Genomic DNA, 24,058 nt, shown 5'->3' with positions numbered 1-24,058 from the left:
ACGATCTTGAATCGAAAACGGCAGCGCCGCTCCTTCAACCCCGCAACATATACGTTTCGTATTCCAATGACATGAATTTTCTATCGAGCACTTTGACGGACGCTACCACCACGACCAGCAACGCGAGCGCGAAACCGTAGCCGTAGTAGTCGGGACCGAGCCTGAGCGTGATGCCGGTGAACAGTCCGTTCAGCAGCACGAACCCGGCGGTGAGCCGCAGCACCATGCGCCGTCCGTCCAGATAGAAGAACACGTTGAGCAGTCCGAGCAGCAGCACCTGCAGACTCGCCGATACCACGTCGACGACGAGCAGCGGCAGATACAGCGGCGAAATGCCGAGCGAAGCCAGCACACGCTCGCCGAAGGCGATGATCAGCAACAGCACGATGGTCTGCACCTTGATGATCTCGTACAGGCCGGCGCGCACGCTGCCGACCATCATGTCGCGCATTTCGTTGATATGACGTAGCGTGGCGCCGCTGCGCACCGCGTTGTAGAACGCGTCGTAATACTCGACGAAATCCGCTTCGATCCGCACGAGGAAGGTCGCCATGCCCGGCATCACGCACACATACGCGATAAAAATCGGAATGTCGTAAATCACCGACGCATGCAGCGGCCCGATCACGCGGGTGCCCGTGCCCGGCGAATACCAGAACATGAACTTGTCGAGCCACACGCCGATATTGAACAGCAGCCCGACCAGCGCCAGACTCGGATAGGCGAAACGGCGCTCGAACACTTCGAACGAAATGAACCGCTCGGAGCGGTAGTTGCGATAGATCAGCCCCGACAGACCGGCCAGCAGCACGATATGCCCCGCCACGAATCCGCCGAGCAGACCGACCAGCCCATAGCCGTTCAACGCCAGCGCGAGACACACCACGCACGCATAGCCGACGAAGAACACCAGCAGAATCTGCCGGTACTGCTTCACGCTGGACAGGAAAATGACGGCGATCCAGATATTGCTGACCACCACGAAGCCCGTGATCATCAACAGACGGTAGATCAGCGGCTCGCTGCGAAACCCGACCAGCATCGCGATCACGGCGACCGCGGCCGCCAGCAGCGACGACACCAGCACCACGCCGTTATAGTTCGACAGCACCAGATCGTCGCGCTTCTCGAACAGCCGGTCCGAAATGAAGCGCGTGAACGACAGTTGCAACGGCCCGGTCAGGATCAGGCTCAACGCGATCAGATACGTAACCGACACCTGGAACTGCACGATCGCGAAGGTCGGTATCACCGACGTGAGACTGATCAAACCGATAATCAGAATGCCGAAGATCGACAGAATCAGCGGCCCTGAGCTGATCAAGCCCGCGTAGGCATAAGCGCGCGCCACGCCCATCAGCGTGTCGCGGCGCATGATCTTGCGCAATTCGAAGCCAATCCCCGCCATTAGCGTGTCTCCTGCGATTGAACGGACGCCGCGGTCTGCGCACGCGCGCCCGCTCCGTTCGATTGAGTGCCATGGTTCACCGGGCAGCGCGCGGCGTCGCCGCCCGCAGCGTTCGCCTTACGATCCGGCAGCGCGGCCAGACGCTCGTACAGCACCCGATAGCGATCGATCATCTGCGTCTTCGTGTAGTAGCGGCGCACGCGAGCCAGGCCCGCCTGCTGCGCGGCCAGCCAGCGCGCGTCGTCGGCGAGCAGCGACAGCACCGCCTGGGCGAACGCCGCCGGGTCCGCGAGCTGCACCACCATGCCGGCCGAGCCAAGCGCACGATCTTCTTCGTCGACGCCTTCGATCAGTTGGCGGCACGAACCCACGTCGGTCGTGATGGCGGGCACGCCGGCGGCGAAGCCCTCCAGCACCACCAGCGGCAACGCCTCGCTGATCGAGGTCAGCGCGATCACGTCGACCTGCGGCAGCATCTCGTCGATACGCTGGAAGCCGAGGAATTTCACATTCCGGCCGAGCCCGAGACTTTCCACCAGCGCACGGCATTCGAGCGCATAGGCGGGATCTTCTTCTTCCGGCCCGATGATCCAGCCTTCCAGATCGGGCAGACTGCGCGACGCGATAAAGATCGAGCGAATGAAGGTCTTGATGTCCTTGATCGGCACTACCCGGCCGATCAGCGCCACCACGCGATGCGCGCGCGGTTTGCGCTGCGCCACCAGCGGCGCGAGACCGTCGACATCAATGCCGTTCGGAATGCATTGCGTGCGCTCGGCACGCGCGCCGTCGGTAATCTGGCGCTGACGGTTGGTCTCGTACAACGCGACGATGTCGTCGGCGGCGTCATAGGCGAGCTTGCCGATCGCCTCGAAGAAGCGCACCCACAGCTCGCGGAAATAGCTGACGCGCGAGATATCGCGCTCGAACACGCCGCGGTTGTCGCGAATCCACTGGCTTTGCAGCAGGTCGATCTTGCGTTCTTTCGTATAGATGCCGTGTTCCGAAATCAGCAACGGCCGGCCGGTGCGGTAATGCATCAGCGCGCCGAGGAAGCCGCCGTAACCGGTCGACACCGTGTGGTACACCCGCGCCGGCAACAGCTTTTCGGCGACGCGGGCAAGTTGCCACAACGGCTTGTGCATGATCCGCACGGTCCAGAAATAATCGGTGAACGACGGATCGGTGCAGTACTTCTGGTACTGATCGACGATCGTGTCCCACGCCGCGCGGCTCGACAGAAACTCCGCCTCGTTCAGCGCGCCTTTCTCGCCCAGCATCGGAATCATGCTGGCCATCAGCGCGCCGGCGTCCACGCCGCTGCGCGTGTCGCGCAGCGCATCGTGCAATTCCTGCGAGCGCGCGAAGGCCGCGGCGTCGCCGGCGACCGCGCGCGGCTGCGGCAGGTCGGCCCGCTCCGACTCGTACAGGAAGTGCGTTTCGATATGCACGACGTTATCCGGCAACGCGTACGCAACGCCCGAATAGTCCTGCAGGCGGCTGCCGATGAACACGATCGCGAAACGGGTCGTCGGATAGGAGCGGATCATTTCATTGACCCAGCTCGACACCCCGCCGCGCACGAACGGGAACGTGCCTTCGAGCAGCAGGCAGACATCGGCGTCGGCGGCGCGACGTACAGGAAGTTCTTTGATCATGACCAGTACTTCACCACCGGTTTGAGTGTGGGCAACGCGGCCGCGTTACCCAGCGAGCCGAGCAGTTGCGACACGCTGGCATAGTGGCCGCGCAGGAAATCCGCCTCCGCCAGCCACGGCACCAGCCGTTCGCGCGGGAAGCCCAGATCCAGCGCCCGCGCAATATGTTCGTGAGCGGCATCCGGCAGACCGTTCGCCAGTGCGAGACGGCCGCGAATCAGCCACAGCGCCGCGTCGCTCTGATCGGTTTCGAGCGCCGCCTGCGCGTAGCGGTCGGCCTGTTGCAGCGTGTGACGGTAGACCGCGCCCTGCACCAGGTTCTGGTACACGAGTTCGAAATAGAGTTCGGCCAGCAGACGGTTGAGCGCGTGGCGCTCGGCGTCGCTATGGGTGGCTTCCAGCGCTTTGCCGGTGCGGAAGATCTTCTGCATGATTTCGTTCTCGGCATGGTCCAGCGTGCCGTACGCAATCAGGCGAATGTCTTCCAGCGGATCGGCGAGCAGTTCGCGCAGCAAGGTGCCCGTAGTGCGGGTCGGCATGCTCTGGATCGCCACGAGGGCCGACAAACGGTCGGTGGCCGACACCTGGGTATTCGCGAGACGCGCCTGCAGGCGCGCGCCGCCGCCGTGCGACACCCGCGACACCAGATAGGTGACGAATTCCGGACGCGGCACGTCGGTGAGTTGATCGCTTTCCTTGCGGCCGGGGAACAGCGCGGCCCAGATGCAACTGATCAGCACCACGACGCCGCCGAACAGCGGCACGAAGGTGCACGCCGCCCACAGGAACAGCAGCGACATCGCGCGCGGTTCGCGATAGTTCGGCGGCAGCCAGCAGCGCAAGGCGATCGCCTCGGCCAGCCCGGCCACGGCCTGCAGCGCGAGAAAGCGCAGCAGCGGGTCGATCGCGCCAGCCGGCGTCAGCAGGCTCGCGACCGCCAGATACTGGAGGACCGCCGCCACCAGCGCGACCAGCACGCTCACGATGAGGGACAGGGGCTTAGACATCGAGGCCGCTTCGTTTGAGAAGACGCAGCAACGCCGCGCCCGGCTCGTCGCCCTCGAGGTGCAGCGTATGAACGCCGACGCGCGAATGCTCCAGATCCGAGTTGAACTGGGCCGTCAGGCTGGCCTCGATCCGCGCCAGATAGCCTTCGATCCCGGTGGTGTCGGTCGCCGGCATCAGGTTCACCAGCACCGATTGTTTGGCGGTCTGCACCGGCCACATCACGTCGAGCGAACGACGGCGGCGCATGACGTGTTCGAACAGCGAATCGCCCTCTTCGTCGCGCGGGAACGCCAGCGCCACCAGCGACGACGCCACGCCCGCCTTCTGCTGCAGACGCGTCAACCGGCTCAGGTCGAGCGCGAATTCGTACGGGCAGTTCGGCACGCTGTCGAGAATGCGCTGCACGAACGCCGAATGCTCGACGCCGTCGGCGTAGTAACCGAGCAGCACCAGCAGCAGTTGCAGATTGTCGAAATTGAGCGACAGGAACGGCATGCGCTTGACGATCAGCAGTGCGCGCAATTCACCGTCGGCCGAGACCAGCGGCGCGCAGACCAGATACTGGCTAACCGGTACCATGGTGTCTTCGTTCTTCAGATGCGCGACGCTCAGCGTGGTGAGCGCGTGCGTGACGAGTTCGTCGTTCGCTTCGAGTTCGAACGCGTCGCCGATCTGCGCGATGGCCTGGGTGCCGAGCTTGCCGTCGCGCACCGGGTACAAGGCCGCCACTTCGATCTGGCAGGCCTGCGCGACGAATTCGAGCAAACCGCTCGCGCCCGTCAGCGTGTCGCCCGGCGCAGCGGCGGCCGGCACGGCCAGCGCCGTGTCCGTCGCCACGGAAAGGCGGCGCAATTCGGTGATCGAATCGCGCAGCGTGGTCGGCCGGGACAACAGGTCTTTCTCGAGCCGCTCGTGCGAGAGGCGCATCAGATAGTGACTGTTGGTCAGCGCGACGAGCCGGTCGTTCAGGTAATCGTTCAGCGACGACGCCCGCTCGGCGCGGGTGCCCCACGTGTCGCCGAAATGCCCGGCGAGAATGGTCTGGATCAGGCCGCCCGCAAAAAACATCGCGGGGAACGCGTTGCCGTGCGGATAAAAGAAGGACCATGCGCCAAGCATAATCACGCCGGACAGCAGACCGAGCAGACTGCCGTAGCGCAGCGCCACCAGCAGCGACACCAGCCACACCCACGGGTAGCCGGCGTGCAGCAGCAACGGGTCTTCGGGATGAAACCAGTGCGTCAGGGCCAGCACGGCCACCACGAGCGCGATGGTTTCCACGATCGCGAACGGCCGCGCCACCGCGGGCGCCAGAAAGCGGCGCACACGTCCGAGATTGCCGAACGGATGCGCATGGCGCGGCTTCGAGGCGCCTGGGTTGTTTTCCACGGCTGCGGTATTCACGGCCATTTCCTTTTCACTTGTCGTATCGGGTTCCGGTGCGCGGTCCGCGCTTCACGCGCCAGCCGGCCACCCGGGGATAAGCTTACTGACGCGCCTGCAACGGCGACAGCACCTTGGCGATCAGCGAGCTGGCCACGCTCGACAGACCCGAGCGGCTCCAGCCGGTACGCGTACCCGTTGCGCTCCACACCACGGCGCCGTTCGATACGTCGATCAGTTCGAACGTCACGCCGACCACCGGCTCGCCGTCCACGCCGGTCTTGTAACGCCATTCTTCGACGGCGCCCGAGAGCACGTAACGGGCATTCTGCGAGCGCGCCCAGTCGAGCGCCTTGTCGCCGTCGCCGCGTTGCGTCGTGTCGAACATCGCGTTGCGGCTGGCATCGGCCGGCGCAATACGCACGTCCGCAATGCCGCCGACGCGCAGCGTGTTGGCCGCGATCGACTCGGCGCTGTGGCCGGCGTCCGGCGTTTCAGTGTAGTTGGCGATCGACACCACCGCCACTTTGTCGCCGCGCGAAAGCGTCGGACCCGAGGTCTGGCGGACCGTGCCGCAGGCGCTCACGATCAGGGCCAGCGTGGTTGCCGCGACACACCAGGCGCTGGTTCGAGCCAATTGTTTGATGCCGTACATGAAGAATTCTCCTTGGATGGATTCGAAACCGGGATTCAGTAAAACCAGCTATAACGCGCGCCGATCTGGGTCACAGGCGTGCCGAGACGCGACACACGCTGATGTGAGAAAAAGACTGCCGCATGGTCGCCGCCGAACACGGTGCCCGCGAGCCCCAGGCTGACTTCCGGCCCCCAGCCCTGGAGCGTGTCGTGCAGCATGCCGACGTCGAGAAACGGCCGCCACGCGCGCGTGTACTGATCGATCAGATCGTTGCCGAAACCGAAGAACAGCCCGTATTGCGAGTACGTCTGGGGGACGAACGACGCCGCGGTGGCGGGACCGGCGGCCACCGGAATCAGCCGCGAAATCAGGCCGTCGGCCGCGCCGCTGGCGCTGTAGTCGCCGTGCGCGCCGATCAGCCGTATCGTGTAATCGGGATAGTTGGTGCGGATCCGATAGCCGATTTCGCCCGTCGACAGCACGCCGCTGCCGAGGTAGTGACGCGCCTGGCTATAGAAGCGGTCGGCTTCGACGGTGCCGGTTGCATACAGGTGCTGCGTGGCGTGATAGGTGACCGTGCCGATCACGTTGTCTTTCATGCCGCCGATCTGCAGGGCCTGCGATTCCAACGCCGTCTGGTTACGGCCGGCCTTGAGCTCGAACGACAGCGGCGAGTTTCTGCCCCACTCCGCGCCCACCGCGACGGTGTAGAAGCTGTCGAGTGCCTCGCGGCGCCCCGCGCTCACCTGGAAGGCCGTGTCGTAGGTTTGCCGGCGGGCGAAAAACTCCACCGAGCGATCGATTGCCGGCACCTCGGTAAGCTGCGAGGTATCGGTCGAATGCTGGAAGCGCTGAACACCCGTCACGCCGACCATGTACAGATCGGCCACCTTGATGCTGCCCGCGAGCGTTTGTTCGATGTAGTCGAGCGGATGCTCGACATAGCTCGTGACCGTGGCATCGAGCGATTGCGGCCAGGTCAACGCGGTCTGCTGCAGGCGGGTATGCATTTCCGAATCGTCAGGGGCGCCTTCGAGTCCCTGAAACGAGAGATCTTCGGCCGCGCCCGGACGGTCCACCTCGATCGACGCGTCGATCCGGTTGTAGAGCGGCAAGTGCGAGCCTTGCTGATCCAGCAGACGCTCCATGGCGGGCTTGTCGTTCTCGGCGAGCGCGATCGCGATCAGTTGCTCCGAAGGCTGCAACAGCACGGACGCGTACTGGCGAGCCAGCCAGCGCTTCGCCAGCGGATTCGCTTCCTGAGACATCGCCCAGGCCAGCGCCACATCGCGCGCCACCGACGAAGTCAGACGCCCCTGATCCGGCGCCGCCGTCGCGGCTTTTGCCGGCTTGAGTTGCGCGGGCGGCAGGCCCGGCGTATCGCCGAGCAGCGTGCGGCGCACCTCGGTGTGGTCGTTGCGACCGGCGTCAGAGGCGAGCAGATCGGTCAGGAATGCCTTCGACACATCGCCGTTCTCGAAGATCGAGGCGAGCGTCACGCGGCGGCCGAGCAACTGCTCCCGCACGTCCCCGCCCTGCGTCGTCCGCGTGCGCAACGCGACCTGACCCGCCGCGTTATTGGCGCGGATGTCGGCCCCTTCCTGCTGCATCTGGCGCCAGACATTGCGCCGGATCGACCACGCGCGATCGCCACGGCCGGCCATCTCCTGCGCTTCCGCGTAGGTCAGTTGCCAGAGCGGATCGCGTGACATGGAAGCCGACTGCAGGCGCAGATACCTGAGCGCCGCTTCCGGCCGGTTCAGACGCATCAGCGCGGCGGCCAGCGGCCCCCACAAGGCGGGCGCCTGGGCGGGCGCGTCGCGCCACTCGGCCACCGCGTCGCGCAGTTGCGCTCCGCTGCCGTAGTCGACCAGCGTCCACAGCAACGCGGCGCGCAACTCGAGCGTGGCGCCGGGCAATGTCGAGGCGGCCTGCAGGTCGTGCAGCGCGTCGTACGGACGGTCGACCTCGAGATAATATTCGGCCCGCGCCTGCAGGAAAGCCGGATCGCGTTCGGCCGCGCTCAGTTGCGCGGGCGACAGGCTTGCCAGCAACTGCGCGACGCGATCGAACTGCTCCGCGATGGTGTAATAGTGAATCGCCCCCTGCAGCGCGAGTAGCGACTGGTCGCGACGGAATTGCAGTTCGGACGTGCGAGCCGCATCGATCGGATACGCGTCGTAGAAGTACGTCATCGCGCTCAGGTCTTCGGGTGTCGCCTGATTGCTTGCCAACAGATGCTTGTACGCGTCGTTTGCCATGTCGTCGCGTTGCAGAAGACGGGCGAGTTGCGCGGCATTGCGCCAGAACAGCACGTCGTTGTCTTTCGCACCCTTGCGAGCCGCGAGGAGTGCATTGAGCGCACCTTTATAGTCGCCGTGACGATACAGCATGCTCGCCGTGCGCAGCGCGTATTGCGTGTTGTCCGGATAGAGCTGATTCAGCTTGCGGTAATAGGTCAGCGCTTCGTCGTCGTGACCGGAGCGCTCGGCGAGCAGCCCCAGGCGGGAATCGATCGCTTCGGCCGGCGAATTGTGTTGACGGCCGCGCAGGAAAGTCAGCGCGTCGTCAGGACGACCGAGACGCTCGTAGGTCGCGACCACCGAATCGAGCAGCTTCAGATCGCCGGGCGCCGCATTCGACGCCTGAATCAACGCCGCCAGATAGGCGTTGTCGTCGTTGAGCATCGGCGCGAGGCGCATCACGTTTTTCCAGCCGTCCGGATCCTGCGTGATCTGCGCGTAGGCGAGCCACATCTGCAACGCGAGCGGCGACGCATGATTCCATTCGGCGACCTGAGCAAGGCGTTTGGCCCACACCGCCGAGCCCGGATTCTTCTGGACCTGTGCGGTCGCCACGCGCTGCGCGTTCGGCAAATCGTTCGATTCGAGGAAAGACTGATACAGCAGGCCCTGGACGTCGGTCCCCGACGCGGCGGCGGAGCTCGACGCGGAGGCTGCCGGCGCAGCGGATGCCACGCTCGTGCCCGATGCCGCCGCGACCGACGAAGCACCCGCAGCATTCACCGCTGCGGCCACCCGCACAACGTGCGCGTCACCCCGGCCGTGCGTGCCGATCCGCATCACCCGGCCGGAACCGGCTTGCGGACCGTCCCTATAAGCGTACGGCTGTTGCGAGCCGTCAAGCTGCTCGCGCTCGCGGATAAACGCGACCAGCCGCAGCGCACCGCCGTTGTCCGGCTGAGCTTGCGCATAGCCGGCCAGCGCCTTCGCGTAACGATCGACCAGATCCGGCCGATGCGCCGCGCGCGCCAGGTTCAGCAACACGATCAGCGTCTCGTGATCGTGCGCGAAAGCCGCGCCGTGCTGGTCGGCGGCAGCGAGCGCGTCGTCGAGCAGATTGCCGCCCTGCAGCGCCCGGATGCCTTCGATAAAACAGTGCCGCTGCGCGTCGAACGTCGCCGCGTTCGCCTGCAGACGGAACCAGCCGTCGGCCGCACCGCGATAGTCGCCGCCGTACATCGCAAAGCGCACCACTTCGCGGTTCCAGCGCGTTTGCTGCACCGGGTCCTGGACCGCGAGGCGCGCATACAGTTGCTCCGCGAGTTGTTGCGCACTCACCGATGCGGCCATCTCGGCCAGCACCTGCAGGTCGGCGGTCGACCACGACGACGCGGCCGCATTCGCGAGCTGCGCGCGCAGACGCACCAGCGCAGCGTCGCGCTCCGGGGCGTTGACGGGCAGCGCAAAAATCTCGCGCGTATCGACGGTCAGACGCAGCAACTGCGCCGAGCGGCGCATCGCCTCGGACGGCATGGCCGCCATGCGCACGGCGATCCGCCTCGCGTCTTCGTTGCGGCCCAGCTGCACGTATTGCGTGCCGAGCACCGACAGAATCTCGGCGTTATCGGGCTGCACGCGCAGCCAGGCTTCCAGATAAGCAATGCTCAGGTCGCTCGGCGCGTCGGTCGAGGTCATCCGGCTACGCAGACCCCCGCGCGGATGCACGAGGTACAGCGTCATCAGCACGACACCCGCGAGCAGCAGGACGAGCCAGGTCGGCGCGATGCGAGGGCGGGTATCAACCACAGGCGGCCTCGACTGACAGATAGTTCAGTTTCGTGCCGATGTCGGCCGGCGTGTCGAAACGCAGGAAATCACCGTCGCGACGGGCCGCAACCGGCTGGTTGTTGATGCTGATCCTGCACGACTGCGCGTTCGCCAGCTTGACGAACGGCAGATAGTGACCGGCAAATTCAAAATGCATACCCTGCGGCGTGCGGCGGAAATTGCGCACGAAACCGTTGGCTTCGGCGATATACGGCACGCTCGCCGCGCCGCCGAGCGCGAAGCGCGCACTGCCGTCGTCGATATGGATATAGGTGCCGTCGGGACCGTTAGAGAAACCGGTCACGCCCTGCGCCGCATCCAGCGACGGTCTGGCAGTCTGCGGCCAATGCAGCTCGCGCACCGAGCCGTCGCCACGCACCACCCAGCCGCCTTGCGGGCCCACCTCTTTCGCCACGGCAAAAGTGCGCCAGTCCAGCACCTTGCGGATGTACTCGGTCACATACACCGGCAGCACCGGCTGCTTGAGCACCGTCGAGAAGATCTGGTCGAGCGCGCGCAACGACGCCACCTTGGTGCCGCTATACATGTGGTAGTAGACGTCGATCGGCTTGAAACGCAGCGGACGGTCCGTCATCGCGTAGGTTTCGAGTACGCGCGTAAAGCCGTAGAACGGGCCTTGCCAGTCGTTCGTGTAGACGTTCTCGTCCTGGTTCGGCGCATACACCTGGTAGGCGCCCGGACCTTTGTCGACGCCGATCGGCGCGATATTAGTCCAGCTGTTGGCCGACTTCGTGATAACGGTGTCGCCGCCGTTGAAGTTATAGACGCCGGCTTCATACACCTTGCGCACGACGAAAGCGGGCGGCTGGCAATCGCCGGACCATTGCAGCATCACGGTCTTCTTGCCGGGCGGCGCGAGACGCGAGTTGATGTAGTCGATCGAACCGGTGATCTCACGGTCGATATTGAATTTATATCCCGGAATATTCAGCGAGAACGCCGCATCGCCGCCGCCCACGTCCACCTGGGCGCCGGTCTTGTTGTCGACATGTTCCCATTGGAAAGGATGCGAATACGTGTGCGTGCCGATCTCGACGTTCGGCAGCGCGAACATCTTGCGGGCGATCTCTTCGAGACGCGGCGAGATGTCCGCATGCAGTCCCTTCGCGCCGACCTCGCCTTCAATGACCGACAGCGTCATCGGCACCTTGTAGCGGCTGAAAATCTGCTGGTACAGCGCCTCGCCCGAATAATCGGGACCCGGGAATTCGGCGCGCGACGCAAAGCCGTCGCCGTCGACATGCGACATGAACAGGCGGCGGCCGTTTTCGGTCGTGACGCTCGGCGACGGAAGGTCTTGCAGATGCAGCGCGGCTTTCATGAAAGCCATCGGCTGAATCGCCCAGCGTTCCTGCTCGATGCTGTCGAGCGAGGCCACGGTGTAAGGGCTCAGCGCGTAACCGCCCCACGGGGTGAGCGCGATCTGGTCGACCAGCACGCCATTGGCCGAGATGCGCAGCAGCGACTGGCTGTGCGGTCCGACACGCACACCCAGCAAATCGCGCGGCTCGGGTTTCGGATTGATTTCGAAGCCGACCATGGGATCGCTCTTGACCACCGAGACCGGCGCGGACAGCGTGCCGCTCACGTCCTGCAGATCGAGCGCCGCGCCGGCCGAACCGGCGGCGTCGAAACCGAACTGACCAAGAAACGCGACCGGCACGTGATCCGCCACGCGGGCGGCGACCCAGCGTTGCCAGGCTTCGGGGTCCGGCGCCGCGCCGCGCTGGATCCACGCGACCACGCCGGCATAGCGATCCGGCGAAATGTTGTCAGGCAGACGCGACGAGAAATCGGCGTACTCGACGTCGTAGCCCATGTAATTGAGCGGCGTGGCCAGATCGCGCACACCGGCGCTCAAGTCGAGCGGTTCTTTGGTGTCGCGGTCCTGAACGACGAGAATCTTGCGCGGTAACACTTCGATCCTGCCGATGCCGACCACGTCGCGCGCGCGGCTGGTCACGTACGGCAGCATGCCGGCCGCCACCACGCGAGCCGCGGTTTCGCGGGCGCACTGACGGTCGTTGCGCGTGCAGTACTCGACCGAGACGACCGGCACACCGGTCTGCTGGGTGAATGCACGCGCCTTCGCGAGGCGATCCGCGCGCTGCGCTTCGGGCACCTCGACCGGCCGGCCGCTATCGTCCAGTCCACGAACGAGCGACTCCCCGACCACCGCGTACAGCGATTTCGCATACGGCAGCGCGGCCTGCGTGACGTCGGCGCCACCGGCGACCAGTCGCGCATCCGGATGCATCTCGCGAATGCGCGCGGCCGCGGCGATCGCGACTGGCGTTTCAAGCAGGAACCCGCGATAGCCGCGCCGCCACAACGGCTCGACCTGACTGGTGATAAACGCTTCGGCGGTGTCACCGGGCTGGCCGGCGGTCGTGCGCGCGATCCACGTGGTATGGCGCAGCGGATGAGCCAGCGGCTCGAATCCCGTGGCGGGATCGACCACCACGGCGTCGAAAGCCTGCAGTTCGCCGACCGGCGGATTGGCCGCGTAGAAGAAAGCGAGATTCGGCGGGGCTGTGGCAACGCCATTCGCGGCCGATGCCGACGGCAACGGCGCGGCCTGGAGGTGAACGCCAAGCGGGGCAACGGCGCTCGAACCCAGCAGCACTGCAATCAAGGTGCGCTGGAAAAACCGTTTGCCGGTTCGTTCAGCTACCTTGCGAGAATTCCCGCCGGCCCGTGTCCCGGTCCGCTTCTTCATAGCCAAAATCTTTTCCCCGTTCTCTGCTGACTGAACACGAGCGGCGATATCTCCACAGGGAGAAAATTTCCGCTTGCTGATTTTTGAGCCGGCCTGTTTGGCATTAATTACGCAACCCAATGCGGCGTCGCGCCGGATGCGAAACCGGCCTGTGTTTGTTTCTTGTTAAGGCCGTGGAAGATAGCACATGAGTTGAGTCGTCTCAAGCTAGCTTCAGCCATTGTTGACATTCCCGCGGCTGAATACAACGCAATGCATCTGCTTGAATCTCAAGGCAAACGATTGCGCGGCAAATCCCCTGTCCGGCAAAGCCTGGCCTGATGTGTTGGGAATACGCCGCACTCAAACCCGAGTCACCATGAACACGCTCAAATCATCTGATCAATAATTGGGTAAAAACTGCACCACCGTTCGTTTTTCAAATAAGCTTTAGCGATTTTTTTACATCGTTTCGCAAAAGCCAATTCTCCTTAATTTGCAAAAGGCGAACTTTCCCCAATGCCGGACCCAGCAAGTAATAAATCGTAATACCAGACGAAAATCGATTTCATCCATCGCACGCGCCACACCGGAAGAAAAAATCTCGGCGAATCGGGAAGACCCTGGTCTCAGCCGCTCCGCCGCAGCCGACGGCGGGTCCGAAGACAGGATCGGCGCGGCGGCATCGTATGCAAGATGATTTATCGGCCGAGCCCCTAAAGGAATCGGCGGGCATTGCCGTTAGCGCAGTTGGCAAACCCGGAGTGATCCGGCGACGCAAAACTATAGGGACTCCCTTGGGGAGTTTGCCAGTTGCCCGCCGTAACCGCGGCGGGCCAATCGACAACGGTCATCGACAGACCGGGTCAGGAGGCCAGATGAAAAAAATCCAGGGGTTGGGTACGCTCGGCGTTGCTGTTCATAAATCCAACGAAACGAAGCGCCGCGCGACCCGCGCCGGCAAAGCGCTGAAACGGGCCACGCTGATGGCCTGCATGCTGGCCGGTTGTCTGCACGGCACGGCGTTCGCGGGCACCACGGCCGCGCTCAGTCTGGTGGTGCCTTCCTACTTCAACGCGACAAAAAGCGTGGCCGACTGGAACAGCATGGTCACCTCGGCTCATCAGGTATCGACCACCGCCATCCTGAATCCGGACAACGGCCCCGGCACCACCACCGACCCGAACTACGCGGCCGCGACAGCCAGGGTTCGCGCGGCGGGCGGCAAGGTGGTCGGCTATGTACACACGTCGTATGGCAAGCGCTCGCTCTCCACAGTCGTGGCCGAAATCAATGCGTATGTAGCGCTTTACAAGGTCGACGGCTTCTTTATCGACGAGATGTCGAACGACAGCAAAATCGCGCACATCCAGTACTACCAGTCGCTCTACAACTACATCAAAGGCCTGAACGCGACGTACTCGGTGACCGCCAATCCGGGCACCAACATTCCGGAGTTGTACGCGAGCTTGCCGACGGCGGACACCTTCGTCGTTTTCGAAAGCACCGCCAAGGCTTATGCGAAATACGAGCCGTTGAGCTGGCAGGCGGCGTATCCGAAAACCCGCTTCATCCACATGGTGTATAGCGCGACGGCCGCGCAAATGCCGGGCATCGTGCAATACGCGAGCACGCACGGCGCGGGCGGCGTGTACGTGACCTCGCTGGGCGGCTCCAATCCTTATAAGGCGCTGCCGCCCTACTGGAGCGCCGAAGTCACGAACGCAATCGCGCCCTGACCACGCGAACAGTAGGTCGATAGGTTGATAGGTCGAGATGTCGATACCCTGCCGCACCGGACACGCCGGTCGCGGCGGATTGACCCGCTGAATGAGCGGCTTGCATCCACGATGCCTGCCGCTCTTTTCGTAGCGCCGCCGCGTGATCTAGAACACGCCCATCAGCCCGGACAACTGCGAGACATATGCCCCATAGCGCGGATCGCTCTTGACCTGCTCCGGCTGGCGCGGACGCGGCAAATCGATTTTGACGTCATGGATCACGCGACCCGGTCGTTCCGACATGACCAGCACGCGGTCCGACAGAAACACCGCCTCGTGGATGCTGTGCGTGACCAGCAACACCGTGAGCGTGCTCTGCTGCCAGATTCTCAGCAGCTCGACGTTCAGGCGGTCACGGGTCAGCGCATCCAACGCGCCGAACGGTTCGTCCATCAGCATCACGCGCGGCTGCAGCAGCAGAATCTGGCCGATCGCCGCGCGCTGGCGCATGCCGCCCGACAACTCGTGCGGATAGCGATCGGCGAACGCCGTCAGACCGAGCGTTTCCAGCAGCGCGGGCAAGCGCGCCTCGACCTGCGCGCGCGGCAGATTGCGCAGCTTCGCGCCAAGCCGGATATTGGCCCCGACCGTCAGCCACGGCAGCAGATTACTGGTCTGAAACACCACGCCGATATCCGGCACCGGTTTGTTGATCGGCTCGTCGCCGAGCAGAATCCGGCCGGCGTCGCACGGCACGAGGCCCGCCACCATGCGCAGTAACGTGCTCTTGCCGCAGCCGCTCGGGCCGAGGATCGACACGAACTCGCCCTGGCGAATCTGCATCGAGACGTCGTCGAGCGCGCTGAAGGCCTGCGCGCCGCCGCGCGCGGCGAAGCGCTTGCCCACCTGCTCCACCGCGATCAGCGCGGGCGCCGTGCCGTCGCGCGGCAACGCTTGAACCGACGCGTCGCTTGCCGGGGCGCGCTCCACGATACGCAACTTGTCGACCATCGCCATCAGACTGTCACTCCTCTCCACCACACGCCGCGCGACACCAGTTCGACGGCCCAGTAAAACAGCATGGCCAACCCGGTCACCATCAGGATCGCCGCGAACGACAACGCCGTCTGCGCATTCGACGTCGCGAATACGATCAGATGGCCAAGCCCCGACTCCGAGCCGATGAATTCGCCGACGATCGCACCGATCACCGCCAGCGGCATCGCGATCTTCAACCCGTCGATCAGCGCGGGCAGCGCGGCCGGCAAGCGTAAGTGCCAGAAGGTCTTCGCCGGCGACGCGCCGAGCGCGCGGAAATGCTCGTCGAGATTGCGCGGCACACCGGCGAGTCCGCCCATCGTCGCGATCACGATCGGGAAGAACGCGAACAGCACGGCCGCCGCCAGCTTCGACGCGAAGCCGTAGCCGAACCAGACGATCAGCAACGGCGCGAGCGCGATCTTCGGCATGCTTTGCAATGCGGTGACGAGCGGAAACAGGGTGCGCCGCGCGATGCTCGACATGCTGGCGAGCAAGCCGATCGCGAGACCGCCGACCAGCGCCAGCGCGAAACCGGCGAGCACTTCCCAGGCGGTCGTGAGCGTGTCCGACAGCAGCTGCCCGCGCATTTCCCAACCGGCCGCGAACACTTGCGAGAGCGCCGGCAGCACGTAGTCGCGCGTGCCGGTCCAGCGCACGCCGAATTCCCAGATCAGGCCGATCACGACCCAGAACGAGACGGTTTCGATCAATCGCTTCATGAGGGTTCCGAAGGGTTTCGAATTACGGATGAGCGGACGGATCGCGCGGTGCGGGGTCGGCGGCAGGGTCGGTTGAACCCGCTTCCTGTGCCTCGTTCTGCGCCGACGCCTGCGCCTGCTTCTGCGCCACCAGATGCGGCGGCGGCGGTACGACGAAACGCTCGAAGCGATACTGATCGAACGATTCGATCGTGCGCTCCCACACTTGCGGTTCGTGCGCGTCGCGCTCGCCGATCTGCGTCATCTCGCAGTACACCTCGACGTTATTACCGTCCGGATCCTTGAACACGAGGAACAGGTTATTGCCCGGACCATGCCGGCCGATGCCGCGCACGATCTCCACGCCATGCTCCTGCAACACCTTCACCGAGCGCTCCATTTCCTCGTAGCTGTCGATCAGATACGAGAAGTGCTCCAGACCCGGTCGCGAGTAACGCGGCAGATCGTCGAAGTCGGCGGAATCTTTCGGTAGCTGGGCGAGCGCGAGATCGTGATGATCGCTGCCGGCGCGCAGAAACACCATCTGATCACCGATCCAGTCGGACACTTTGAGGCCCAGCACGTCGGTATAAAACCGCGCGGACTTCTGGATGTCGCGCACCATCAGCACCATGTGTCCAAGTCGCTTCGGACGCAAACTGTTCATTGCCTGTCTCCATTGCGCTCACGCTCCGCGCGAGCTGGTTGGAAGACGTGCCGCCCATCTGATGCCCGAGCGAAGCACATCCTCCCGATCGGGTTCATTCGACGAATCGGTTCGTATAAAGATCGACCGCCTTCACCTTCGCGCCAGTGCCGAACGCGCGCGACACGAAGGCCGCCGTCGACTCCATGCGCGCCGGACGCAGCCAGCCGGTCTTGTGGTCGGCGGGGTCGTCGGTAATCAGGCCGTTGGTCTCGACGATCTGTTGCAGCAGGATCGTCTTGTCGAGCACCGGATACTGCGCGGCGATCGCATCCGCCGCTTCCTGCGGATGCTCGCGCATCAGCGCATAGCCGCGATAGGTCGCGGCGACGAAACGCTTGACCACGTCGGGATGCTGGGCCACGAAGGTATCGGTGGTCACGAGGCCGTTGCCCATCATATCCAGACCAAAATCACGATAGAACACGCGGCCGAGTTGTTGACCGGCGCGCTTGGCCAGCGCCACCTGCACCGGCAGGCTCGCGCCCTCCCAACACTCCGACAGATCAATACGCTTTTGCAGCAGCGCCGTGTTGATCACGGCCGGGTCGAGCCGCACGGTCTTGATCGCGTCCGGTGCGAGGCCGTTCTGTTTGAGCCACGCCGGCATGATGTTCTGCACCGGCGACGCCCCACCGCCGCCGAGCGTCAGCCCCGACAGATCCTTTGGCGAATTTACCTTGAAGCCGGGCCGTTCGAGATAACACATCGCCCCCGGCCAGCGCGTGTTGATCGCGCCAACCATCACCGCATGGCCGCCATGCGCGCGGTTCAGCATCACGCTCACCGGATCGCCGTAGCCGAACTCGAACAGACCGCCATCCACTTCATTGACGGTGCGCTGGCCGCCGTAGCCGCGCATCACGCTGACGTCGAGCCCCGCCTCGCGGTAATAGCCCTTCGATTGCGCGAGCAGAATGCCGCCGGTGCTGCCCTGCGGCAGCCACGCGAGATTGACGCGCACGGCGTCGGCGGCTTGCGCCTGAGCGCTTGCCAACAGCGCGACGGCAGCGAGCGCTGCCGCGCTCGCTGCGATACGCCGCGCGGACCGCGCCGGCCGCACGGCATGTGGCACGAGCCGCGCCGAAGTCCGCTTCGCTACCGGCTGCGGCATCTCCTGCATGAGCGGCCGAATCGGCCGCTGCATGATCCGCTGCAAAAACGCGCGCCGTATCCGCTGCAACATGTCGTGTCCCCGTTCAGGAATGGAGTGAAAAAAGAAGCGCGGCAAGCGTGACGCCGCTCAGCCCGCTACCAGTGGATTTTCAATCGAGCCGATACCATCGATCGAGGCGACCATCACGTCGCCCGCCTTCAGATAAATGCCGCGGCCCATGCCGACGCCGGTCGGCGTGCCCGTGGCGATCAGATCGCCGGGTTGCAACGTGAGGATCGTCGATAAATATTCGATCTGCTCGGCGATGTTGAAAATCATCCCGGACGTATTGCCGTCCTGCATCATCTCGCCGTTCACCGCGAGGCGCATGCGCAGATTCTGCGGCTCGGCGATACACGCGCGCGGCACGAACCACGGCCCGAGTGGACCAAAGGTATCGAAACTCTTGCCGCGAAACCAGTCGTGTTTGAACGGATAGTCGGTGCGCCGATTCAGGTCGCGCGCGCTGACGTCGTTCAGAATCGTGTAGCCGGCGATGTAGTCGTACGCGTCCTGCTGCGCGATATGGCGGCCGGTCTTGCCGATCACCACCGCCAGCTCGACCTCCCAGTCGACCCGCTCCGCGTGCGGCGGAATCACCACGTTGGCGAGCGTCGGCACCACGCTGGTTTCGGCCTTCATGAACATGTACGGCGTGCTTTCCTCGCGCGGCGCCAGCTCCGTGCCCATTTCCAGCGCGTGCTCGTAATAGTTCGACGCCGCCGCGAAAATCCGCCGCGGCTGGTACGGCACGCACAGCGTGTGGCCGCTGAGCGGGGCGAGATCGAGCGTGCCGGCTTCGATCGCGCGGGCCGCGTTGCCGAACCGTTCGACGATCGCCGCGCCGTCGCTTTCCCATCCGGCGATCAGGCTGCCGACATCGTCGATGCCCACGCCGGATGCATTCGGCGCGCTTTGCTTCAACGCCGCCTGCGCATCGTACAGCGCGTCGCCGACCGCCAGACCAGTGGCGCGGCGGCCATTCGATTCATAAGTTGCGATACCAAACCAGGTCACGTGTTGCCTCGCTTTTTTGCGTTTGTAGGGAGTCAGTCAGTTGCCGAGGACCTTCATCAGTGAACCGAACAATTCGTATACATTCAGTCACTCATGTATTCTTATTAAAATCCTCGTATACACTTATCGGGGCGTGAACACGTTCGCGCGTACACTGCATGGGCTTGCACAGGCCGGATATGCGCGGTGGCGATTGAGGCGGTTGGGTCGCTGGCGCATAATGAGGGCCACCTGCCCACGGTTTCGCTCAACCCACGACCATCACGATGACCACGCTCTCCTCCAGGATTTACCGTTTGCTGTGCGACGAGATCATCGACGGCACACTCGAACCCGGCCAGAAGCTCGAAGAAGCGGCGCTCGCCGAACGCTTCAACGCGTCGCGCACACCGATCCGCGAAGCGCTGCGCGAGCTCGCCGCGCGCGGCATGGTCGAGCTGACGCCGCGCAAAGGCGTGGTGGTCGCGCAGTTCAGCATCGACGAACTGGCCGACATGCTCGAGGCGATGTGCGAACTCGAAGCGCTGTGCTGCCGTCTGAGCGCGCAGCGCATGAGCCTCGTCGAGAAGAAGCAGCTCGAAGAACTGCAAACCGAAATGAACGCCGCGATCGCGCGCGGCGATGAAGCGGAGTACTTCGAACTCAATCGCGACTTCCACGAACTGATCTGCAAGGGCGCGCAAAGCAAGTCGCTGGCGTCGATCATGGCGGTGCAGCGGCAGCGGCTCGCCGGCTTTCGCGCCGCGCAACCGGCTTCGCCGTCGCGCTTCGAGTCGGCCACCGACGAACATCGCGAGATCGTTTCCGCAATCCTCAACTCCGAACCGGAACGCGCGTACAACGCCATGCGCGATCACACCGCGCGGCTGTCGATCGTGGTGCTGGGCCGCCTCAAACGGCAACGCGCGGAACGCGAGAACGCCTGAGTTTCGGCTCGCTGCGCAGGCCGGCTCAAGCGTCGGCTTGCTCCCTGCGAGAGCGCTCGGCATGGAGTCAGGCATTGAGCCGCTGAACACCACGCGGCCACCCGGCGACGGCCACATCATGCTCACGCGGCCACCGCCGCGAGCGCTGCCATCGACGGCATCGAAAACGCCAACGCCTGCAACTGCTGCAATAGCGCGCCGGACTGCGCCGGGTTCATCGGCGTGAGCGGCGGGCGCACGCGATTCCATGCGGCGTCGTTCGCGAAGTGCGCGACGACGCTCTTCAGCGCCGGAATCATCGGTTGCGCCTGCACGGCCAGCCGCACCGTCGCCACCTTGCCTTCCCACTGCGTTCTCTCTTCCTCCGTCGCCGCGTTCAGCAGACTCGCAATCGCATGCGGCTGGATATTCGCGGTTGCCGAAATGCAGCCGGCCGCGCCAAGCGGCAGCGCTTTACCGAGCAACGCCTCGGACGCGGGAAACACCGCGAAGCCGGGAAACTTCTCCAGCATGGCCGCCGTGTTGGCCCAATCGCCCGAACTGTCCTTGATACCCACCACCGTGCGCGGATACGCGGCGATCAGCCGTTCGATCAGCGTGTGCGTGATCGGCACGCCCGTGAACTGCGGGATGTGATACAGCAGCACGCGCAAGCGGTCCGAGCCGACCGCTTCGATCACGTCGGCGTAGTACGCGAACAGGCCGTCGTCGCTGACGCCCTGGTAGAAGAACGGCGGCAGCATCAACGCGCCCGCGCAACCGGCTTCGTTCGCGTGACGCGTCAACGCGATCGCGTCGGGCAGCGCGCACGCGCCGGTGCCCGGCAACATCTGCGCGGGGTCGATACCGGCGTCGATCACGTCGTCCAGCAACGCGTGCCGTTCGGCGAGACTCAGCGAGTTGGCTTCGCTGTTGGTGCCGAATAGCGCGAGCCCCGCGCCCTGCCCGACCAGCCAGCGACAGAACGCGACGAAGCGCGGCGCGTCGACGGTTGAGTCCGCGGTGAACGGCGTGATGACCGGTGCGAATACGCGCGGTGTCGCGAACGGGGATGCGGATGCAGATGCGTGGTTCGGGGACGTGCTGCGGGACATGCGGGTCTCCTTGTGAGTCGTGCGGACAGTGGCGGCGGATCGGCGCGGTAGCGCGCCCCACCTACCCACGAAAAAAATCAAGCATCGCGTCCCCCAACAACGTCTCGCCCGAATCGAAATGCGCGACCACCGACGTATGGTTATGCCGCAGCATCTGCATGAAACGCGGCGCGCGTTTCGCTCGCGCGTCGCCGGCGCGTTGACGCGCCCACAGCACGCGCTCGAAAAAAGCCGCGCCGTAGGCATCCAGATAAGGGTTCTCGTATTCGGCGACCACCACCATGAGCGGTGTATCGAAGTGTTCGGCGTAGGTCAGCGGCGAGCGCGCGGCGTGGCGTGATTCGTCCACACCGAAATAGGCGCGCACGCCGGCGGCATTCGGGTTATCCGCGAAAACATCGGCCGCGAGCCGCGCGCTGATCAGCACCGCGCCCGCCACAGCCTGCGCGTTTTCGCCGTCACGCAGCCCTGCAAACAGCGGATCGCACAGATAGCTGGCGACGTGTGCGCCGCCCGCCGAATGGCCGACTAAATAGATCCGGCGCGGATCGCCGCCGAACTCGACGACATGCGCATGCGCCCACGCCAACGCGGCGGCGACATCGTCAGCGCCTGCGGGATACGACGCTTCGGGCGCGAGGCGGTACTCGACATTGAGCGCCACACAGCCCTGCCGCGCGAACCAGCGCGAGACGTTGTCGTAGATCAGTCCGTTGAAACTCTTGCTGCCGCGCAGAAAAGCGCCGCCGTGGACGAACAGCACCACATCGGCATTGCCCTTGCGTCGCGTCTCTTCTGATGCGAACACATCGAGCCGCTGCCGTTCATGACTGCCGTACGGAACGTCGCGCGCCGCCTCGAACGATGCGCCCGCATCGCGCGCCGCGGCCACCAACGGCGAATACGCGTCGATCACCAGATCGCGGTGCGCGTTGATATCGCTCGCCCACACCGGCCCGATCTGCGCGAAGCGCTGCCTGAGCGTGGCGGACAGACTGCCTAACGGTTCCTGCGAGGTCTGCATCGGGGGTCCTTCATACATCGCGGCGATTCAGCGGGCTGCTGAAGCAAAGCCGCCTAAGCGGAGCTAGCCCCGATCAGCGTATGAAGACCATTCTGGTATATCAATTTGTTTTTGTGTATACATTTGTTATCCGTAGTATACCTGGTGAAGTTGCGGACACACTTGATTCACAGTCACGACAACCCTCCCTTCGCCTGCGGGCGATTCATCGTCAGGACAACCCAAGGACATCTCATGGACAAGCTCCGTCATATCGCGCTCTCGGTGGAAGATCCCGAAGCCGCCGCGCAATTTTTCGAGCAGGCGTTCGGCATGCGCCGCGCGGGCAACGCGATGCGCGGCATCTATATGACCGACGGCACGATGAACGTGGCGCTGCTCAACTTCAAGGACGAAACCGTGCCCGGCTACGCGGGCCTGAAGGACGTGCGCGGCGTGATCCACTTCGGCATGTGGGTGGATAACGTCGACGACACCGCCGCGCGTGTGGTCGCGGCCGGCGGCACGTATCTGACGGGCCGCCATGAAAAAGATCCGAACGTGTTTTACGAAGTGAAGTACCGGATGCCCGACGGCACCGTGTTCGACATCACCGAGAACGGCTGGAAAGGCGCGGTGAAGGAAGTGGCGCCGACGGTTGCGTCAGCTGTTGTGCCGACCGTTGCGCCGTCCACCGATTCGCAATGAGCGCGGGCCTGAGCATGGGCATGGGCTTGAGCGGTACGCATGTGCTGGCGTTGATCGCGCTGCCCGACGCGACGCTCGATGCGCTGCAGCACGATTACATGCTGCACTACCACCCGGATAATTTAAACACCGAGGCACTGTCGTCGCGCATTGAACTGGCGAACGTGCGCGCGGTAGTGACCAACGGTTCGACCGGTTTGTCGGACGCGCAGATGGCCGCGCTGCCCGCGCTCGAGATCGTCAGCGCGTTCGGTGCCGGTTACGAGAACGTCGATGTCGCCGCCGCCACGCGACGCGGCATCGTCGTCACGCATGCGCCGGGCGCGAATGCGGCGACCGTCGCCGATCATGCAATCGGTCTGCTGCTCGCGCTCGCGCGCGGCTACGCGCCGCTTACCGACGCGGTGCGCGCCGGCCATTGGCGCACCTCGCGCGCCGAGCGGCCGACGCTGACGGGCGCGCGCCTGGGTCTCGTCGGCATGGGCCGGATCGGCCGGTTGATCGCCGCGCGCGCGCAGGGCTTCGACGTCACGCTCGGTTATCACGGACGTCAGCCGCATGCCGACGCGCCCGGCCGCTACTACGGCGACCTCGTCGAACTCGCGCGGGATAGCGAGTTTCTGGTGATCGCCTGCAACGGTGGACCAGCGACGAAACATCTGATCGATCGTGACGTGCTGCGGGCGCTCGGGCCGCACGGCTACGTGGTGAACGTGTCGCGCGGTTCGGTGCTGGACACGCAGGCGCTGATCGACGCGCTCGCCGACGGTGCGCTCGCGGGCGCGGGGCTCGACGTGATCGATAGCGAACCCGAGGTGCCGCGCGCGCTGCTCGATCATCCCGGCGTGCTGATTACGCCGCATATCGCGGGGCGTTCGCTCGCTTCGTGGATTGCGCAGCGCGATGCGTTGCTCGCCAGTCTGTCGCAGCACTTCGCCCAGGCACCGATCGAATTCGCGGTGCGCACTGCCTGAAACAGGGCGGCGCAGCATCGCGCCGCCCTCTCCGTCGTCCGCTGTTCCCGCTGTTCCCGCTGTTCCCGCTGTTCCCGCTGTTCCCGCTGTTCCCGCAATTCCCGCTGTTCCCAACCGCACCAGAGGATCCG

18 protein-coding genes and 1 riboswitch are annotated in these 24,058 nt (G+C 64.5%); of the genes, 4 read left to right on the top strand and 14 right to left on the bottom strand.

Annotated features, from left to right (window positions below; translation table 11 throughout):
• Window positions 1-34 precede the first annotated feature (34 nt).
• The 7 genes from pelG to HWY05_RS07320 form a co-directional block, all read right to left on the bottom strand.
• Window positions 35-1,408, bottom strand: coding sequence for an exopolysaccharide Pel transporter PelG (gene pelG / locus HWY05_RS07350; protein ID WP_035551311.1), 1,374 nt, complete (start codon window positions 1,406-1,408; stop codon window positions 35-37).
• Window positions 1,408-3,066 carry a GT4 family glycosyltransferase PelF gene (gene pelF / locus HWY05_RS07345; protein ID WP_035551313.1) on the bottom strand — a complete coding sequence of 553 codons (1,659 nt, stop codon included), beginning with the start codon at window positions 3,064-3,066 and terminating at the stop codon, window positions 1,408-1,410. Before pelF ends, pelG begins: the two co-directional genes overlap by 1 nt.
• The gene (locus HWY05_RS07340) at window positions 3,063-4,073 is read right to left on the bottom strand and encodes a hypothetical protein (protein ID WP_176057918.1); all 1,011 of its coding nucleotides are present in this window, start codon (window positions 4,071-4,073) and stop codon (window positions 3,063-3,065) included. The genes pelF and HWY05_RS07340 overlap by 4 nt, the downstream gene beginning before the upstream one ends.
• Window positions 4,066-5,484, bottom strand: coding sequence for a PelD GGDEF domain-containing protein (locus HWY05_RS07335; protein WP_176057917.1), 1,419 nt, complete (start codon window positions 5,482-5,484; stop codon window positions 4,066-4,068). The genes HWY05_RS07340 and HWY05_RS07335 overlap by 8 nt, the downstream gene beginning before the upstream one ends.
• A 76-nt stretch (window positions 5,485-5,560) precedes the next feature.
• Window positions 5,561-6,112, bottom strand: a complete 552-nt coding sequence (locus HWY05_RS07330; RefSeq protein ID WP_035551316.1) for a transporter — start codon at window positions 6,110-6,112, stop codon at window positions 5,561-5,563.
• 35 nt (window positions 6,113-6,147) lie between these two features.
• Window positions 6,148-10,143 (bottom strand): tetratricopeptide repeat protein, encoded by a 3,996-nt coding sequence (locus HWY05_RS07325; RefSeq protein WP_176057916.1) that lies wholly within the window; start codon window positions 10,141-10,143, stop codon window positions 6,148-6,150.
• Window positions 10,136-12,904, bottom strand: a complete 2,769-nt coding sequence (locus tag HWY05_RS07320) for a sugar ABC transporter (protein ID WP_176057915.1) — start codon at window positions 12,902-12,904, stop codon at window positions 10,136-10,138. The genes HWY05_RS07325 and HWY05_RS07320 overlap by 8 nt, the downstream gene beginning before the upstream one ends.
• Before the next feature lie 721 nt (window positions 12,905-13,625).
• Window positions 13,626-13,704, top strand: a riboswitch (cyclic di-GMP riboswitch).
• 57 nt (window positions 13,705-13,761) lie between these two features.
• Between HWY05_RS07320 and HWY05_RS07315 the strand changes: the two genes are divergently transcribed.
• A complete protein-coding gene (locus HWY05_RS07315; protein WP_176057914.1) occupies window positions 13,762-14,622 on the top strand; it encodes a spherulation-specific family 4 protein in 861 nt (286 codons plus the stop codon).
• 147 nt (window positions 14,623-14,769) lie between these two features.
• On the opposite strand, the gene HWY05_RS07310 is transcribed toward HWY05_RS07315, so the two are convergent.
• The 5 genes from HWY05_RS07310 to HWY05_RS07290 form a co-directional block, all read right to left on the bottom strand.
• On the bottom strand, window positions 14,770-15,621 hold the full coding sequence (locus tag HWY05_RS07310) for an ABC transporter ATP-binding protein (protein WP_176057913.1): 852 nt from the start codon (window positions 15,619-15,621) through the stop codon (window positions 14,770-14,772).
• Entirely contained in the window at window positions 15,621-16,364 is a 744-nt protein-coding gene (locus tag HWY05_RS07305) for an ABC transporter permease (RefSeq protein WP_035551325.1), read from the bottom strand. The genes HWY05_RS07310 and HWY05_RS07305 overlap by 1 nt, the downstream gene beginning before the upstream one ends.
• Window positions 16,365-16,386: 22 nt before the next feature.
• Window positions 16,387-17,010 (bottom strand): VOC family protein, encoded by a 624-nt coding sequence (locus tag HWY05_RS07300; protein ID WP_176057912.1) that lies wholly within the window; start codon window positions 17,008-17,010, stop codon window positions 16,387-16,389.
• 94 nt (window positions 17,011-17,104) lie between these two features.
• The gene (locus HWY05_RS07295) at window positions 17,105-18,196 is read right to left on the bottom strand and encodes an ABC transporter substrate-binding protein (protein WP_244146544.1); all 1,092 of its coding nucleotides are present in this window, start codon (window positions 18,194-18,196) and stop codon (window positions 17,105-17,107) included.
• Between the two features lie 96 nt (window positions 18,197-18,292).
• On the bottom strand, window positions 18,293-19,222 hold the full coding sequence (locus tag HWY05_RS07290; RefSeq protein WP_035551331.1) for a fumarylacetoacetate hydrolase family protein: 930 nt from the start codon (window positions 19,220-19,222) through the stop codon (window positions 18,293-18,295).
• Between the two features lie 266 nt (window positions 19,223-19,488).
• On the opposite strand from HWY05_RS07290, the gene HWY05_RS07285 reads away from it, so the two are divergent.
• Window positions 19,489-20,148 carry a GntR family transcriptional regulator gene (locus tag HWY05_RS07285; RefSeq protein ID WP_035551334.1) on the top strand — a complete coding sequence of 220 codons (660 nt, stop codon included), beginning with the start codon at window positions 19,489-19,491 and terminating at the stop codon, window positions 20,146-20,148.
• Between the two features lie 122 nt (window positions 20,149-20,270).
• Here HWY05_RS07285 and HWY05_RS07280 read toward each other — a convergent pair whose 3' ends face one another.
• Both HWY05_RS07280 and HWY05_RS07275 read right to left on the bottom strand, forming a co-directional pair.
• Window positions 20,271-21,242, bottom strand: coding sequence for a dihydrodipicolinate synthase family protein (locus HWY05_RS07280; RefSeq protein ID WP_176057911.1), 972 nt, complete (start codon window positions 21,240-21,242; stop codon window positions 20,271-20,273).
• A 61-nt stretch (window positions 21,243-21,303) separates the two neighbouring features.
• Window positions 21,304-22,266 carry an alpha/beta fold hydrolase gene (locus HWY05_RS07275; protein ID WP_176057910.1) on the bottom strand — a complete coding sequence of 321 codons (963 nt, stop codon included), beginning with the start codon at window positions 22,264-22,266 and terminating at the stop codon, window positions 21,304-21,306.
• Window positions 22,267-22,500: 234 nt separating this feature from the next.
• Here HWY05_RS07275 and HWY05_RS07270 point away from each other — a divergent pair, with 234 nt between their 5' ends.
• The gene (locus HWY05_RS07270) at window positions 22,501-22,953 is read left to right on the top strand and encodes a VOC family protein (protein ID WP_051980543.1); all 453 of its coding nucleotides are present in this window, start codon (window positions 22,501-22,503) and stop codon (window positions 22,951-22,953) included.
• On the top strand, window positions 22,950-23,927 hold the full coding sequence (locus tag HWY05_RS07265) for an NAD(P)-dependent oxidoreductase (protein ID WP_244146543.1): 978 nt from the start codon (window positions 22,950-22,952) through the stop codon (window positions 23,925-23,927). Before HWY05_RS07270 ends, HWY05_RS07265 begins: the two co-directional genes overlap by 4 nt.
• Window positions 23,928-24,058 lie beyond the last annotated feature (131 nt).

The organism is Paraburkholderia sp. BCC1876 (genome assembly GCF_902833695.1).
GTDB lineage: Bacteria > Pseudomonadota > Gammaproteobacteria > Burkholderiales > Burkholderiaceae > Paraburkholderia.
The sequence above is the reverse complement of the archived record's forward strand: the minus strand, read 5'-3'. Positions and strand labels throughout refer to the sequence as shown.

Bases quoted from the DNA above. Each gene is read 5' to 3' on its own strand.
- pelG (WP_035551311.1), bottom strand. From the start codon at position 1,408: ATGGCGGGGATTGGCTTCGAATTGCGCAAGATCATGCGCCGCGACACG.
- pelF (WP_035551313.1), bottom strand. From the start codon at position 3,066: ATGATCAAAGAACTTCCTGTACGTCGCGCCGCCGACGCCGATGTCTGC.
- HWY05_RS07340 (WP_176057918.1), bottom strand. From the start codon at position 4,073: ATGTCTAAGCCCCTGTCCCTCATCGTGAGCGTGCTGGTCGCGCTGGTG.
- HWY05_RS07335 (WP_176057917.1), bottom strand. From the start codon at position 5,484: ATGGCCGTGAATACCGCAGCCGTGGAAAACAACCCAGGCGCCTCGAAG.
- HWY05_RS07330 (WP_035551316.1), bottom strand. From the start codon at position 6,112: ATGTACGGCATCAAACAATTGGCTCGAACCAGCGCCTGGTGTGTCGCG.
- HWY05_RS07320 (WP_176057915.1), bottom strand. From the start codon at position 12,904: ATGAAGAAGCGGACCGGGACACGGGCCGGCGGGAATTCTCGCAAGGTA.
- HWY05_RS07315 (WP_176057914.1), top strand. From the start codon at position 13,762: ATGAAAAAAATCCAGGGGTTGGGTACGCTCGGCGTTGCTGTTCATAAA.
- HWY05_RS07310 (WP_176057913.1), bottom strand. From the start codon at position 15,621: ATGGCGATGGTCGACAAGTTGCGTATCGTGGAGCGCGCCCCGGCAAGC.
- HWY05_RS07305 (WP_035551325.1), bottom strand. From the start codon at position 16,364: ATGAAGCGATTGATCGAAACCGTCTCGTTCTGGGTCGTGATCGGCCTG.
- HWY05_RS07300 (WP_176057912.1), bottom strand. From the start codon at position 17,010: ATGAACAGTTTGCGTCCGAAGCGACTTGGACACATGGTGCTGATGGTG.
- HWY05_RS07295 (WP_244146544.1), bottom strand. From the start codon at position 18,196: ATGCAGCGGCCGATTCGGCCGCTCATGCAGGAGATGCCGCAGCCGGTA.
- HWY05_RS07285 (WP_035551334.1), top strand. From the start codon at position 19,489: ATGACCACGCTCTCCTCCAGGATTTACCGTTTGCTGTGCGACGAGATC.
- HWY05_RS07280 (WP_176057911.1), bottom strand. From the start codon at position 21,242: ATGTCCCGCAGCACGTCCCCGAACCACGCATCTGCATCCGCATCCCCG.
- HWY05_RS07275 (WP_176057910.1), bottom strand. From the start codon at position 22,266: ATGCAGACCTCGCAGGAACCGTTAGGCAGTCTGTCCGCCACGCTCAGG.
- HWY05_RS07270 (WP_051980543.1), top strand. From the start codon at position 22,501: ATGGACAAGCTCCGTCATATCGCGCTCTCGGTGGAAGATCCCGAAGCC.
- HWY05_RS07265 (WP_244146543.1), top strand. From the start codon at position 22,950: ATGAGCGCGGGCCTGAGCATGGGCATGGGCTTGAGCGGTACGCATGTG.